The sequence below is a fragment of the Mesorhizobium sp. CA14 genome (genome assembly GCF_020165195.1).
Lineage (GTDB): Bacteria > Pseudomonadota > Alphaproteobacteria > Rhizobiales > Rhizobiaceae > Mesorhizobium.
This window is the reverse complement of record NZ_JAIUHR010000033.1, coordinates 1-12111: the sequence shown is the minus strand read 5'-3', so window position 1 is coordinate 12111 and position 12111 is coordinate 1. Positions and strand designations below refer to the sequence as shown.

The following is a 12111-nucleotide window of genomic DNA, read 5'->3' as shown; positions in this document are numbered from 1 at the left end:
TTCGCCCGTATAGCTGGAGCAGCGGTCCCGACCGGGGCGGAACCGCCTCACGCGAACACGCTGAACCCTTATGGCCGATGTCGTCATCCTGGAAAGCCGCGAAAGGGTGTTGGCCGGCATTCTGTTCACGGCCGCCGCCTATTTCCTGTTTTCGGCGCAGGATGCCTCGATCAAGCTTCTGGTCGTCGGCATGACGGTCTGGCAGATCATGTTCGTCCGCTCGATCACCGTGCTCGTCGCCTGCGGCGCGATCGGCGGCAAGCGGCTGTTCGCCGACACGATCGATTCGCCGATCGTCAAGCCGATGCTGGTGCGCAGCGCCTTCACGCTCGCCGCCTGGCTTTGCTATTACAACGCCGCGCGCTCGCTGCAGCTTGCCGAGCTTACCACCATCTATTACGCCGCGCCGATCATTGTCACCGTGCTGTCCGTGCTGATCCTGGGCGAGACGGTGCCGCTGCTGCGCTGGATCGCGGTGTTCATCGGCTTCGTCGGCGTCTTCATCGCCTGCGATCCGACGCGACTCGGCCTCTCCGTGCCGGTGCTGCTGGTGCTGGCAGCTGCGGTTTTGTGGGGCATCGCCGTGGTGCTGCTGCGCAAGACGGCGCTGCAGGAGCGTACGACGATCCAGCTCGTGCTCAACAATTTCTATTTCCTGCTCTTCTCGGCCGTGCCGGCGCTGCTCTGGTGGCGCATGCCCGATTGGCGGCAGCTTCTTTTGCTTGTCAGCGTCGGGGCACTCGGCGGGGTGGCGCAATATGCACTGTTCGAAGGCATGAAGCGCGCGCCGGTGTCGATTATTGCGCCGTTCGAATATACCTCGCTGGTCTGGGCCTTCGCGCTGGGCTACGCCATCTGGGGCGACGTGCCCCGCACGGAAGTGTTCATGGGCGCGGCACTGATCATCGGCGCCGGCCTGCTCATCGTCGGCAACGAGCATTTCCGCAGACGGGAGCAGGCCTCATGACGGAAGGCTGTCAGGAGCAACTGGGTAGGCTGGCGCCATGACGGACACGCTCGACATGCCGGAAAAGCTTGCGCCTGCCGCCGCCGACGTAGCGGCCGAGCGCACGCTCGGCATCATCCTGGTGTCGGCATCGGCGATCGCCTTCGCGCTCACCGGCGTGCTGACCAAGTCGATCCATGCCGACCCGCTGACGATCACCTGCTGGCGCGGTTTTTTCGGCTCGATCCTGATCAGCTTCTACGTGCTGTGGCGCAAGCGCCGCTCGGGCGGGCGCGAGAGCCTGAAACTCGGCTGGCGCGGCTGGCTGCTGGCTGTCGAGGGCGCGGCCGCCAGCATCGCCTTCATCTCGGCCTTCAAATTCACCTATGTGGCCAATGTCGCGGTGATCTACGCGACCTCTCCCTTCATCGCCGCACTTCTTGCCTTCCTTCTGGTGCGGGAAAAATTCCGGCTGCAGACGATGGTTGCGGCCGCCTTATCCCTGTGCGGCGTCGCCATCATGGTAGGCGCCGGCCTCGGCAGCGGGCACCTGTTCGGCGACGGGCTGGCCCTTTTGATGACCGCCGGCAGCGCGCTCTACATGATCATGGTGCGCGCTTTTCGCGACTCGCCGGTCGTGTGGGCAGGCGCGGTCTCGGCTTTCCTGCTTTTCGTGCTCGGCTGGTTCGTCACCGATCCGCTGGCCGTGTCCACCCGCGACGTGGCGCTGCTTGCCACCTTCGGCTGCTCCTTCGCGCTGGCCTCGATCCTGTGGACGGAAGGCTCGCGGCTGATCCCGTCGGCGGAAGCCGGGCTGCTGGGCTCGGCCGAGGTGCCGTTCGCCATCCTGTTTGCCCTGCTGTTCCTCGGCGAAGTCCCGCCGACGGCCAGCATCATCGGCGGCGCCATCGTGCTTTGCGCGGTCTTTGCCCATGCCGGCCGCGACTGGCTGAAGGCGAAATCGGGGGATTCGTAAAAATATTTCGCCAGTCATGGAACCATCATTCGCATGGAGCATTATTGGATCGACGGGTCACCCCCCAAGTCCCCCCAAACCCCTCGACCCGTCCGACTAGAAGCCGACCCGCAAAAAGGTCGGCTTTTTCTTTGAGGCCTCCTCGCTGTTCAGGACGGCAAGGCCAGCCCGCTGCCGAGAAGCTCCGCCAGATCCCGCGCCGAGCGGGCGGCTTCGCGGCTGAGCCGAATGGCGAAGTCGGCCATCGGCAGCGGCGGGAGGTCGAAATCGGCAGATGCCTCGACGATGCCGGAATGGGCGAAACGTCGGGTGCGCGGCGTCAACGCGATGCCGGCATTGACCGCGCTGCGCAGGCCGGCAAGGCTGGCGCTGCCGGCGGCGATGCGATAGCGGCGGCCCGCGGCGTCAAGCGCATTGAGCGCCGCCTCCCTGAAGCCGCAATAGGGATCGAGCAGCGCCAGCGGTACCACCTCCTGTCGCGCCGCCAGGCCTTTTTCCGAGCAGAGCCACAGCATCGGCTCGCTTATCACAGCCGCTTCATCCGGCGACGGGGCGTGGCGCATGGTGATCGCGAGGTCGAGCTGGCTTGCCTGCAGCGCCGACCCGAGCTCCAGAGAGCGGCCGACGCGCAGCTCGATCCTGACGCGCGGATGGCTGGCGGCGAAGGCCCGGAGCAGGTCCGGCAGGCCCTGATCGGCGAAATCCTGCGTCGTGCCTATGGCGATGCGGCCGCCGGCGCGTGCGCCCTTCAGCGCCAGCCACGCCTCGGTGTGAACGGCAAGGATGCGCCGCGCGTGGCCGACAAGGTCCTCGCCGGCCGGCGTCAGCCCGCGTCCCCTGCCCTGCGGGGTGAGCAACGGCTCGCCGACAATCTCTTCCAGCCGCTGCATCTGCGCAGTCACCGCCGACGGCGTGCGGCCGACGGTGGATGCGGCCCGGGCGAGCGAGCCGCTATCGACAAAGGCAAGAAAGGTTTTCAGAAGATCGGGATCGAGCGTTTCCATACTTCGATAATATCGAAGCAATTGTCAAAAACAATTCGATTTTTTTGACGTGTAGATGAGCCCATATCTCTCCCATCGAAAGCGCGACGCGCGAAGCCAAAGGAGAGAAAAATGCCGATCATCAACATCAGCGTCACCGGCAAGCCCGACGCCAAGCTGTCGGCCACCCTTGCCAAGGAGGCCACCGACACTACCGCGAAGCTGTTGCACAAGGATCCGACGATCACCGCGGTCGCCGTCAACTACATCGATCCGCAGCACTGGTTCGCCGGCGGCAAGTCGCTGGCCGAGCATGGCACCAACACGTTCTGGCTGGACATTAAGGTCGTCGACGGCACCAACACCAAGCTGGAGCTCGAAGCCTATCTCAAGGCGATCTTCGAGGCTTTCGGACGGCTGCTGGGCGGCGTGCATGAGGAAAGCTACGCCTTGGTGCATGAGGTGCCGGCGGCGGCCTATGGCTTTGGCGGCAAGAGCCAGGAATTCCGCTTCATCACCGGGAGGCTGAAGGCAGCATAGCGCCCTCTTCCCCTTCTCCACTTGTGGGAGAAGGTGGCCGAGCGAAGCTCGGTCGGATGAGGGGTGATGGACGGAGCGCGGCATCGCAAGTTAAGCGCTCAAATAGCTCGATTTTCCGGCGACTCATTTCGTCCAGCCCCCTCATCCGTCTCGGCGCTATCGCGCCGATCCACCTTCTCCCACAAGGGCAGAAGGGGGAGCGCAGCCTTCCCCGCATTGACCTTGCCCCCACTTCCGCTACCCTCTGCGAAGCGGCCGCTCAAGAAGCCGCGCTGGAGGAGACTGGGAGAGAGCGGCATGATCCTGACGCTGGCGCTGCTGGCGGGTCTTGTCTTTGCCTGGCTGCTGATCGGCGTGATCGAGCGGGTCCGGCTCGACCTGCGCTTCACCCAGGCGCTGCTCTATGTGCCGTTCAAGCTCGGCTACCGCATCGCCGACAATCGCATGCGCATCGCCCGCAGCGCCAAGACGCCGGTCATCTATGTCGTCTCGCACCAGTCGCGCATCGAGCCGGCGCTGATGCTGTCCCTGCTTCCCGACGACACGCTGCACATCCTGGACGAAGCTTCCGCACGCTCGCCATGGCTGGAGCCGTGGCGCGAGCTTGCCCGCACCATCGCCTTCAACGCCGAACATATCTTCGTCAGCCGGCGGCTGGTGCGCGTGCTCAAGGGCAAGGGACGGCTCGCCGTCTACCTGCCGGACAATGTCGAGCCGGACGTCAAATCGTTCCGGCTGTTTCGCGCCATCACCCGCATCGCCATGCAAGCCGATGCCACCATCGTGCCGATCTTCGTTGCCGGCACGCGCGACCTGCCGGTCTCGCTGACGCCGAAGGAGAAAGCGCCGCGCCACTGGTTCCCGCGGCTTTCGGTGAGCGTGCTGGAGCCGATGACCATTGCCGAGCTGGTGGCGCGCAACCCCGACATGGCCTCCAACACCAACGCGCTGTTCGACCGGTTCGCCGAGGCGCGGCTCTACGGCACCAATCTCGACCGCGGGCTCTTCCTCGCCATGCGCGACGCCGCCGACCGCATCGGCCCCTCGCGCCCGATCATCGAGGACGTGATTTCTGGTTCGCTCAGCTACCGCAAGCTGTTCATCGGCGCGCGCGTGCTCGGCCGCCATTTCGAGGCGGTGACGGCGCCGGGCGAAGCGGTCGGCGTGCTGTTGCCCAACGCCAATGGCGTGGTGCTTACCTTCGTCGGCTTGATCTCCGCGGGCCGCGTGGCGGCGATGATCAACTACACCGCCGGCCCGGCCAGCGTGACCGCGGCGGTCCGCACCGCCGTGATCCGCACCGTGATCTCGTCCCGCGCCTTCATCGAAAAGGCGGCCATCGATGACATCGTCGCCGCGGTCGAGGCGGGTGGCGCCAAGATGCTGTGGCTGGAGGATGTGCGCGCCGATGTGACGATCCTGGACAAAGTCGCCGCCGCGCTTCTGTGGCGTTTCCCGCTGCAGCGGCAGGAGGCGTCGAAGCCCGCTGTCATCCTGTTCACCTCCGGCTCGGAAGGCACGCCAAAGGCGGTGGTGCTGTCGAACCGCAACCTGCTTGCCAATGTCATGCAGGCCGAGGCGCGCGTCTCCGTCTCTTCGGCCGACATCCTGCTCAACGTGCTGCCGGTATTCCATTCCTTCGGATTGACCGGCGGCACCATCCTGCCGCTGGTGCTGGGGATAAAGCTGTTTCTCTACCCCTCGCCGCTGCACTACAAGATCATCCCCGAGATCGCCCGCAAGGTGAAGCCGACCGTGATGTTCGGCACCGACACTTTCCTCGCCAACTATGCGCGCACCGCCAAGGACGGCGATTTCTCCAGCCTGCGCTTTGTCGTGGCCGGCGCGGAAGCGGTGAAGCCGGAAACGCGGCGCACCTACCGCGACCGTTTCCAGGCCTCGATCGTCGAAGGTTTCGGGCTGACCGAGGCCGCGCCGGTGGTGGCGGTGAACACCGCCATTCATGGCCGCGACGGCACGGTCGGGCGGCCGCTGCCGGCGATCCGCATGAAGCTGGAGCCGGTCGAGGGCATCGCCGAGGGCGGCCGGCTGTGGCTCGACGGACCGAACATGATGATGGGCTACATGACCGCCGACCGCCCTGGCGAATTGCAGCGGCTGGAAGGCTGGCACGACACAGGCGACATCGTCTCGGTCGACCGCGAGGGCTTCATCACCATACGCGGGCGGGCAAAACGCTTCGCCAAGGTCGCCGGCGAGATGGTGTCGCTGGGCGCCGTCGAGATGCTGGTGCAGTCGCTGTGGCCGGAAGAGCGCCACGCGGCGGTGGCGGTGCCCGACAAGAGGCGCGGCGAGCGCATCGTGCTGGTCACCACCGCGGATGACGCCAATGCCGAGGAGCTGCGCCAGTTCGGCAAGAAGGCCGGCGCGGCCGAGTTGATGGTGCCCAACGACATCATCAAGGTGGAAGAAATCCCGGTGCTGGGCTCGGGCAAGACGGATTACATCTCGGCGCGCAAGCTGGCGATCGACCGGCTGGGGCTGAGCGCAGCCGCCTAGATAGGGCGCAGCGCTACCCGATATCGGACGGCGGCACCTTCTCGCCTTCGCGCATCGCCCGCTTCGAATAGGCGCGCACCGACAACGGCAGGAAAAGCAAATAGCCGGCGACGGAAGCCGTCAGCGTGTACCAGGGATAGGCCATCAGCAAGAGGATGTAGAGCACGACGCCGAGGATGACCGGCAGCACCCGGTCGCCTGGTATCTTGACGCTTTTGCCCGAATAGACCGGCAGGCGGCTGACCAGCAGGAACGCGACCAATACGGTGAAGCCCGAGCCGACGAAGGCCGCCGGCCGGGTGGGCTCCAGCCCGAGCCGCAGGAAATAGAGATAGAGCGGCAGCATGACCAGCACAGCACCCGCCGGGGCCGGCACGCCGACGAAATATTCCGTCTGCCAGGCCGGCTGATCGGTATCGTCGGCCAGCACGTTGAAACGGGCAAGCCGCATGCCGCAGGCGATGGTGAAGAGAAGTGCCGCGATCCAGCCCGGCGAGCCGGCGCGATCGAGCAGGAAGGCATAGAGCACCAGGGCCGGCGCCACGCCGAAATTGACGATGTCGGCCAGCGAATCCATCTGCGCGCCGAATTTCGAAGTCGCCTTCAGCATGCGCGCCAGCCGCCCGTCTATGCCGTCGAGGAAGGCAGCGAGCAGCACCATGACCACCGCGATCTCGAAGCGGTTCTCGAAGGCGAAGCGGATGCCCGAAAGGCCGGCGCAGATAGCAAGCACGGTGACCAGGTTGGGCAGCACCATGCGCATCGGGATCTCGCGGATGCGCGGACCGCCGCTGGCATGGGCCTCGAATTTTTTGAACGGCGCGCCCAACGCTCAGGAAATCCTGACCAGGGGCGTGACCGCGGCGCCGCCGAATTCGGCAAGCACGGTCTCGCCGCCGACCGCCGTCTGGCCGACCGCGACGCGCGGCACGGCGCCCGACGGGAGGAAGACATCGACGCGCGAGCCGAAGCGGATCAGGCCGAAACGCTCGCCGATCGCGATCGAGCCGCCGGCTTCGGCCCAGCAGACGATGCGGCGCGCCACAAGGCCGGCGATCTGCACGGCGGCGATCGTGCCGTTCGGGCTGTCGATGACCAGGCCGTTGCGCTCGTTCTCGGCGCTTGCCTTGTCGAGCTCGGCATTGAGGAATTTGCCGGGCTTGTGCTCGATGCGCGTGATCCGGCCGCGCACCGGCGCGCGGTTGATGTGGCAGGAAAACACGTTCATGAACACCGAAATCCGGGTCATCTCGCCCGAGCCCAGGCCAAGCTCGCTCGGCGGCACGGCGGGGCCGACCGCCGAGATCACGCCATCGGCCGGGCTCACCACCAGACGGTCGTCGACCGGCGTGACCCGCTCGGGATCGCGGTAGAAATAGACGCACCATGCGGTGAGGATCAGCCCGATCCAGAACAGGATCGAGGAGAAATAGCCGAGAAACAGCGTTGCCGCGGCGAAGGCGGCGATGAAGGGGTAGCCTTCGCGATGGATCGGAACGAACGTATTCTTGACGGTGTCGAGAAGCGTCATAGGGCTTGGGGGCGGTCCCTGTTTCAGGTTGCGCCTCAATAGCGGAAAGCCCCCCTCCCCGCAACGCAACAATGGGGGGAGGAGGAGGCACATCTCCCGAACCCGAGCGGATGACTAGCCGGCGGCAGCGGAGCGATCGAAGTGCGCGTCGAGTTCAGGCATCGTAACCTCGGCGAGCTTTTCGTAATCCTCGCCATCTAAGAGCACACTGCCATTCGGCGAGGACAGGGAGAGGAAGGTCCGGTCAGACGCCAGCACCACCCAATTCACAACTAGCCCCTCCGCGGTTTGCGCCACCGAGTTAGCTGAAACGATGGCACCTAGCGGATCAAAGCCGGCCTTGCGTAGCAGAAGGTCGACAGCGACGGGAGCATGATTTTGCTCAGACAGTTGGATCATTGTCTCAATCTCCGACTGTTCCGCGCGTCCAAGCAGTCCCCCGACACTCGATGCGTTAGCTCCCAACGGGTTCTCACCTGGGCGGATGATAGGAGGGTCTTCAGGGGCGACATACTCGTAAACCGCGACGCGTGTCTTTGTCGCGGCGCATAGCCGAAGCTCGTTCGCGCTGGTGCGCAGTTGGAAGACCATCTGCTTTTCGCCTTCTACGTCCAGCATCCTCGCCATGCCGAACCTCAGTTTGATCTCCGATGGCGATATCATTGCGCAGGCGAGGCCGGCGCCAACTTCGCGCTGGCTCAACATCTGACGCACCAGTTTGCTAACCGACTTGTGAAGAAGCCTGCCCTCGCGCTGGGGATTGGACAGCACCAGTCGATCGATCGCATCACCATACTTTTCATCGTCGACGATTTGCAGATCGGGCCAAGAAGCGATCCAACGCGCGAGCAAATCCTCCATCGGCGCGGCGTCATCGGCTTCGTAGAATGCATCATCAAGTGTATCCAGAAAATCGTCGCGACCACCCTCAAAGCCCGTCTGTTTCGCTGCTTCGTCAGGATGCTTGGCAATCCAGGCCGACATCTTTTCCAAAGTTGCCAGCTGCCCTTTTGCCCCACACGCGCCGAGCCCGGCTCTAGCGTTGGCAATCACAGTGTCGATTTCGCTGCCTGCATTGTGGATGAATTGACTATGGCCGCCGTTCTTCACCTCCAAGGAATATTGGTCCGCATGAAAGACCTGCAACGCCTTAGGGTTGATCTCCGGATAGCGATAGAGCCCTTTGGAAACCATCGTCACTACGAATTGCATGACTGCGAAGACAAGATGAAATGACTTTTCATCGGCCTGTTCGGTCTTTGAACGAGGCACGACGACGAGAGGTATGAGGAGGCTGCCTCGCTTATCCTCGGCGGCTTGCGACCTCTTCTCGGAGGCTTCCTTGGATCTGCGCGAGAAGAATCCGAACATCGAAAATTTTCCGTAGTCCAAATAAATGGATGACTATGTCTGTCGAGACAATATCAGTAGCCGTTGGAGATAAAAGCCCGTGGCGATCCATTGAATAGGGATGAGCGACGCCCATCGGCTGGGCGCCGCTGCGTTAGGATGACCCTTACGCCTCCGGCACGCGCTGATAGTTGGCGATGTCGGCCTTGACGCCGAGGCGCGCGATGGTTTCCCGCGCGCTGAAGGCGATGCGCTCATGCGCGGCCTTGACGATCGGCACCACCTTGTCGACGGCGGCCTGACTTTCCCACTCGACCACGGTGACGAAGTTGAACTCGCCGGGGCCTGAGAACTGCTCAAGCAGGAAATCCTGCACGAATCCCTCCTGCCGGCGCAGCAGTTCATGCGTCATCCTGGCCTTGCTGAGAATTTCGTCGCGCGCGTGCGCCGGCACGACGAACTTGTCGACGCGGAACACGCTGCCGGTGCGATGATTATTGGTCGTCATTTTTGATCCATCTCCGTTGGTAGGGTGCCTGGCCGGTGGCTCGGAGATGGGTTTGCAAGCTCAAGATAGGTTGAGGTCAAGAGGGATTTTGTCCTTCCCTTCTCCCCTTGTGGGAGAAGGTGGATCGGCGCGAAGCGCCGAGACGGATGAGGGGTGTTCCAGGGAACGCCAGCGTCTCACTCCGCTGGAACACCCCTCATCCGCCGCTTCGCGGCCACCTTCTCCCACAGGGGGAGAAGGAGAAGCCTCAGCTCACCTCCGCCGTCCTCCTGCGCACGACCACCCCAAGCTCGTCGCTCTCGCGGGCGATGCGCAGGCGCTCTTCGGCTTCGGTCGCTTCGCGCTGGCGGTCCCACATCGAGGCGTAGAGGCCGTGCTTGGCAAGCAGCGCCGCATGGGTGCCGCGCTCGGCGATCTGGCCGTCTTTCAGCACGATGATCTCGTCGGCCGAGATCACCGTGGACAGCCGGTGGGCAATGACGATGGTGGTGCGGCCCTTGCTGACGAGGTCGAGCGCTGCCTGAATCTCCTGCTCGGTCTGGGTGTCCAGCGCCGAGGTCGCCTCGTCCAGCATCAGGATCGGCGGCGCCTTGAGTATGGTGCGGGCGATCGCCACGCGCTGCTTCTCGCCGCCCGACAATTTCAGCCCGCGCTCGCCGACCATCGACTTGTAGCCCTCGGGCAGCTTCTGGATGAACGGGCCGATCTGGGCGAGCTCGGCCGCCTTGCGCACCTCCTCCTCGCTGGCGCCGACGCGGCCGTAGCGGATATTGTAGGCGATGGTGTCGTTGAAGAGCACCGTGTCCTGCGGCACCATGCCGAGCACCGCGCGCAGGCTCCCCTGCGTGACGTCGCGGATGTCCTGGCCGTCGATCAGCACCTGGCCGCCCTGCACATCGTAGAAGCGGAACAGAAGCCTGGAAATGGTCGATTTGCCTGCGCCGGACGGACCGACGATCGCCACCGTCTTGCCGGCCGGCACCTCGAAGGAGACGCCTTTCAGGATCTTGCGGTTCGGGTCGTAGGAGAAGTGCACATCGCGGAACTCGACCTTGCCGGGGCCGACCTTCAAGGGCCTCGCATCCGGCTTGTCGACGATCTCCTGGGGCACGTCGAGCAGGTCGAACATGTGCTCGATATCGGTCAGCCCTTGCCGGATTTCGCGGTAGATGAAGCCGATGAAATTGAGCGGCACCGAAAGCTGGATCAGCATGGCGTTGATGAAGACGAAGTCGCCGACGCTCTGCGTGCCGGCCTGCACTTCCAGCGCCGACATGCACATGACGATGACCGTTCCCAGGCCGAAGATCAGGCCCTGGCCGAAATTCAGCCAGCCGAGCGAGGTCCAGGTCTTGGTCGCGGCGATCTCATAGCGCGCCATCGAGCGGTCGAAGCGCTCGGCCTCCATGCGCTCGTTGGTGAAATATTTGACCGTCTCGAAATTCAAGAGCGAGTCGATCGCCTTGGTGTTGGCGTCGGTGTCGCTGTCGTTCATGTCACGCCGGATCGAGATGCGCCAGTCGCTGGCTCTGACCGTGAACCAGACATAGAGCCAGACGGTGATGGCGACCACGGCGACATATTTCCAGCCATAGGTGAAAGCAAATATGCCGGCGGTCAGGGCGAATTCCAGAATGGTCGGCGCCGTGTTCAGCATGATGAAGCGCACGATCGTCTCGATGCCCTTGGTGCCGCGCTCGATGATGCGCGACAGGCCGCCGGTGCGCCGCTCGAGGTGGAAGCGCAGCGACAGCTGATGCATGTGGACGAAGGTGCGGAAGGCGAGCTGGCGCACGGCATACTGGCCGACTCGGGCAAACAGGGCATCGCGCAGCTGGTTGAAACCGAGCTGGACCAGGCGCAGAACGTTATAAGCGATGACCAACATAACCGGCGCCAGCAGGAAGGCCGGCAGCGGCGGCGGCGTCTTCGCGGCGTGGGCCAGTGCATCGGTCGCCCATTTGAAGAAATACGGGCCGGCGACCAAGGTGACCTTGGCGACGACCAGCAGCAGCGTCGCCCAGGTGACGCGGGCTCTGAGATCGGCGCGCTCGGCCGGCCACATATAGGGCCAGAGGTTGCGCAGGGTGGTGAGGGTGCCGGCTTCGGCGGATACGGTCTTTTCGGCCACTAGTCTTGCCTTTTGGGTGAGAGGCTGGGGCAGCAGGAGTTGACGAGTTCACTGAGCGAGGCGGAGACGCCGGCCAGCGCGACATGGTCGACGGCATAGCGCGAGCGCTGGCGATCGGCCTCGAAGCGGACGAGCCCCGCCTCGACCAGCACCTTCAGATGTTGCGAGACGGTCGACTGGGCGAGGTCGAGATGGTCGACCACCTCACGGCACGAGCAGCAGCGGCTGGCCGAAAGGCGTTTCAGGATCTCGATGCGTGCCGGGTGCGACAGCGCCGCCAGGCGGAGCGCCATGACGTGACTGTCGCTGCAGCGGATTTCGGGGGATTCGGCCATCGTCCATCGGCGATAGACGATGAAGGATGGGAGGGCAAGCTAGGCGGATGGGTAGAGCGCGGGTAATCTCCCCTCTTGAGGGGGAGATGTCGCCGAAGGCGACAGAAGGGGTCGCCACACATAGGTCGCCGACGTCTCCTGTCGGCGGAAGAGGACGTCGGCGCTTTATGCGCGAGGACCCCCTTCTGGCCGCTTCGCGGCCATCTCCCCCTCAAGGGCATATGCGCTAAGATAGGTTTGGCATGGCTTGAAACTTGCGCTTTCGTGGTGGCTCGCGCCAACGATGTCGCA

General features: G+C 64.2%; 11 protein-coding genes. 4 read left to right on the top strand and 7 right to left on the bottom strand.

Annotation, left to right across the window (positions count from 1 at the left end):
- The first annotated feature begins 70 nt into the window (after positions 1 to 70).
- Positions 71 to 967 carry a DMT family transporter gene (locus LB565_RS25895; RefSeq protein WP_224588910.1) on the top strand — a complete coding sequence of 299 codons (897 nt, stop codon included), beginning with the start codon at positions 71 to 73 and terminating at the stop codon, positions 965 to 967.
- Between the two features lie 37 nt (positions 968 to 1004).
- Positions 1005 to 1922 carry a DMT family transporter gene (locus LB565_RS25890; RefSeq protein WP_224588908.1) on the top strand — a complete coding sequence of 306 codons (918 nt, stop codon included), beginning with the start codon at positions 1005 to 1007 and terminating at the stop codon, positions 1920 to 1922.
- Between the two features lie 149 nt (positions 1923 to 2071).
- Here the strand turns inward: LB565_RS25890 and LB565_RS25885 are convergent, their stop codons facing one another.
- The gene (locus LB565_RS25885; protein WP_224588907.1) at positions 2072 to 2926 is read right to left on the bottom strand and encodes a LysR substrate-binding domain-containing protein; all 855 of its coding nucleotides are present in this window, start codon (positions 2924 to 2926) and stop codon (positions 2072 to 2074) included.
- A gap of 111 nt (positions 2927 to 3037) precedes the next feature.
- Here LB565_RS25885 and LB565_RS25880 point away from each other — a divergent pair, with 111 nt between their 5' ends.
- Positions 3038 to 3445 (top strand): tautomerase family protein, encoded by a 408-nt coding sequence (locus LB565_RS25880; RefSeq protein WP_224588905.1) that lies wholly within the window; start codon positions 3038 to 3040, stop codon positions 3443 to 3445.
- A gap of 297 nt (positions 3446 to 3742) precedes the next feature.
- The gene (locus tag LB565_RS25875; protein ID WP_224588903.1) at positions 3743 to 5965 is read left to right on the top strand and encodes an AMP-binding protein; all 2223 of its coding nucleotides are present in this window, start codon (positions 3743 to 3745) and stop codon (positions 5963 to 5965) included.
- A gap of 13 nt (positions 5966 to 5978) precedes the next feature.
- Here LB565_RS25875 and LB565_RS25870 read toward each other — a convergent pair whose 3' ends face one another.
- The 6 genes from LB565_RS25870 to LB565_RS25845 all read right to left on the bottom strand — a co-directional run bounded on the left by LB565_RS25870 (position 5979) and on the right by LB565_RS25845 (position 11820).
- Positions 5979 to 6794: a CDP-alcohol phosphatidyltransferase family protein gene (locus LB565_RS25870; protein ID WP_411970694.1), complete on the bottom strand. Its 816-nt coding sequence runs from the start codon at positions 6792 to 6794 to the stop codon at positions 5979 to 5981.
- A 3-nt stretch (positions 6795 to 6797) separates the two neighbouring features.
- Positions 6798 to 7496 (bottom strand): phosphatidylserine decarboxylase, encoded by a 699-nt coding sequence (locus LB565_RS25865; protein WP_224588901.1) that lies wholly within the window; start codon positions 7494 to 7496, stop codon positions 6798 to 6800.
- Positions 7497 to 7610: 114 nt separating this feature from the next.
- Positions 7611 to 8867 carry a DUF4375 domain-containing protein gene (locus tag LB565_RS25860; RefSeq protein ID WP_224588900.1) on the bottom strand — a complete coding sequence of 419 codons (1257 nt, stop codon included), beginning with the start codon at positions 8865 to 8867 and terminating at the stop codon, positions 7611 to 7613.
- Between the two features lie 145 nt (positions 8868 to 9012).
- Complete coding sequence (locus LB565_RS25855) at positions 9013 to 9354, bottom strand: antibiotic biosynthesis monooxygenase (protein ID WP_224588899.1); 342 nt, start codon at positions 9352 to 9354, stop codon at positions 9013 to 9015.
- Between the two features lie 247 nt (positions 9355 to 9601).
- Positions 9602 to 11485, bottom strand: coding sequence for an ABCB family ABC transporter ATP-binding protein/permease (locus tag LB565_RS25850; RefSeq protein WP_224588897.1), 1884 nt, complete (start codon positions 11483 to 11485; stop codon positions 9602 to 9604).
- Entirely contained in the window at positions 11485 to 11820 is a 336-nt protein-coding gene (locus LB565_RS25845; protein ID WP_224588895.1) for an ArsR/SmtB family transcription factor, read from the bottom strand. Before LB565_RS25845 ends, LB565_RS25850 begins: the two co-directional genes overlap by 1 nt.
- Positions 11821 to 12111 lie beyond the last annotated feature (291 nt).

Bases quoted from the DNA above. Each gene is read 5' to 3' on its own strand.
- LB565_RS25890 (WP_224588908.1), top strand. From the start codon at position 1,005: ATGACGGACACGCTCGACATGCCGGAAAAGCTTGCGCCTGCCGCCGCC.
- LB565_RS25855 (WP_224588899.1), bottom strand. From the start codon at position 9,354: ATGACGACCAATAATCATCGCACCGGCAGCGTGTTCCGCGTCGACAAG.
- LB565_RS25865 (WP_224588901.1), bottom strand. From the start codon at position 7,496: ATGACGCTTCTCGACACCGTCAAGAATACGTTCGTTCCGATCCATCGC.
- LB565_RS25860 (WP_224588900.1), bottom strand. From the start codon at position 8,867: ATGTTCGGATTCTTCTCGCGCAGATCCAAGGAAGCCTCCGAGAAGAGG.
- LB565_RS25885 (WP_224588907.1), bottom strand. From the start codon at position 2,926: ATGGAAACGCTCGATCCCGATCTTCTGAAAACCTTTCTTGCCTTTGTC.
- LB565_RS25845 (WP_224588895.1), bottom strand. From the start codon at position 11,820: ATGGCCGAATCCCCCGAAATCCGCTGCAGCGACAGTCACGTCATGGCG.
- LB565_RS25895 (WP_224588910.1), top strand. From the start codon at position 71: ATGGCCGATGTCGTCATCCTGGAAAGCCGCGAAAGGGTGTTGGCCGGC.
- LB565_RS25875 (WP_224588903.1), top strand. From the start codon at position 3,743: ATGATCCTGACGCTGGCGCTGCTGGCGGGTCTTGTCTTTGCCTGGCTG.
- LB565_RS25880 (WP_224588905.1), top strand. From the start codon at position 3,038: ATGCCGATCATCAACATCAGCGTCACCGGCAAGCCCGACGCCAAGCTG.